The organism is Rubrivirga sp. (genome assembly GCF_049648075.1).
Taxonomy (GTDB): Bacteria; Bacteroidota; Rhodothermia; order Rhodothermales; family Rubricoccaceae; genus Rubrivirga.
Map to the genome: position 1 here is coordinate 1 of NZ_JBARYR010000509.1, position 1,756 is coordinate 1,756.

Genomic DNA, 1,756 nt, shown 5'->3' on the forward strand with positions numbered 1-1,756 from the left:
CGGGCGGGTCCCGCGAGTACAAGACGCCCTCCTGCGACCCCGTCCGCGTTACCGTCCCAACGGGTGTCCGCGACGGGTTCAAGATCAAGCTCGGCGGTCGAGGGGAGGCCTCCCCCGACGGCCGAGGCGCCCCGGGCGACCTGTTCCTCACGTTCCGCGTCACGCCCAACGCCCAGTTCTCCCGGGAGGGGGACGACCTGGTCACGACCGAAACGATCTCGGCCATCGAGGCCATGATCGGGACCACGCGTGAGGTCACGACCGCCTACGGCCGGACCGTCCGCCTCAAGGTCAAGCCCGGGACGCAGCCCGGCGCTCGGCTCCGCGTCCGCGGCCAGGGCGTCGAGACCGATGCGTCCAAGGGCGACCTCTACGTCGTCCTCGAGGTCGACGTCCCCGCCCTCGAGGGCGAGACGGCCGACCAGCTCCGCGAGTGGGCCGACTCGGCAGGGCTGGTCTAGGGCCTGCCTGGTGATCCGGGACGGGGCCGAACGCGATCGCCGGAGTCGACTCGCAAGGAGCGCGAAGCAGCCATAGCGCGGGCTGTGGCGATGGAGCGCGACACGGCGAGCCGGCGCTGGGGCCGCGTGTAGGCCGATCTGGAGTCGCCAGACGGAGCCCAATCTGGCTCTAGCTCGACGACGTGCTCTCCGAGACGACCTCGAGGTCGCGGGCCGCGTGGGAGCGCTCGAGGGCGTCCCGCAACGCCGGGAGCTGAACGGGCTTGGTCAGGTAGTCGTCGCAGCCGGCCTCGAGACACCGCTCGCGGTCGCCGTCCATGGCGTTGGCCGTGAGCGCGATGATCCGCGGCTGATCGACGCCCTCGAGGGCGCGAATGCGCTGGGTCGCCTCCAAGCCGTCCATGACGGGCATCTGGACGTCCATGAAGACCACGTCGTAAGCTTCCCCGAACAAGCAGCGGCGCTCGACCTCGGTGACGGCCTCGGCCCCGTTCGCGACCACGTCGGCCTTGACGTGGAGACGGCCGAGCAGGCGGACCGCCACCTTCTGGTTGACGACGTTGTCTTCGGCGATGAGAACACGAAGGCCCGTTCTCGTAGGCGCCACCGGCCCCTCGGTCTCCGCGGGCCGAGCGATCCAGGCTGAGCGGCGCTCACCGGTGGCCGGTGCTCTTTTCGCGCCGAAGACCTCCATCAAGACCTCGTAGATCTGAGCCGGTTTCGTGGGCTTGTAGAGGACGCGGTGGACCCCTGCCGCCAAGGCCCTCTCCCGAAGAGACGCGTCCCGGTTGATCGACGTCAGCATGACGATGGCAGGGGCGTCGCCGCCTTTCCCCAGCCGGATTGCCTGGGCCGTCTCGAGGCCGTCCATCTCCGGCATCTGCATGTCTAGCAACACCAGATCGTACGGGTCCCCGTCCTCGACGGCGCTACGGATCGCCTCGACGGCCTCGACGCCCGAGTGGACCGCAGCGGACGGCATTTGCCACCTCGAGGTCAGGCGGCTCAGGATCTCGCGGTTGACGTCGTTGTCGTCGACGATCAGAACGCGCTTGCCCTCGAGGGCGGGCTGGTCGGAGCGGGCGAACACGCGGCGCTCGGTCTGTGCGACTGTCGCCTGGATGTCGAACGAGAACGTCGAGCCTTCGCCCTCGACGCTGGCGACGGCCATCGACCCGCCCATCATCTCGGTCAGGCGGCGGCAGATCGTGAGCCCCAGGCCCGTCCCACCGTACTCCCGCGTCGTCGACGCGTCGGCTTGCGAGAACGACTCGAACACGGCGTCCAGCTTGTCC

General features: G+C 69.5%; 2 protein-coding genes. One reads left to right on the plus strand and one right to left on the minus strand.

The window, feature by feature from the left end; translation table 11 throughout:
• Window positions 1-461, plus strand: a 461-nt coding sequence (locus WBA11_RS14295) for a J domain-containing protein (RefSeq protein ID WP_424521345.1), incomplete at its 5' end; no start/stop codon positions are given.
• Between the two features lie 169 nt (window positions 462-630).
• Here WBA11_RS14295 and WBA11_RS14300 read toward each other — a convergent pair.
• The coding region (locus WBA11_RS14300; RefSeq protein WP_424521346.1) for a response regulator at window positions 631-1,756 on the minus strand (1,126 nt) is incomplete at its 5' end.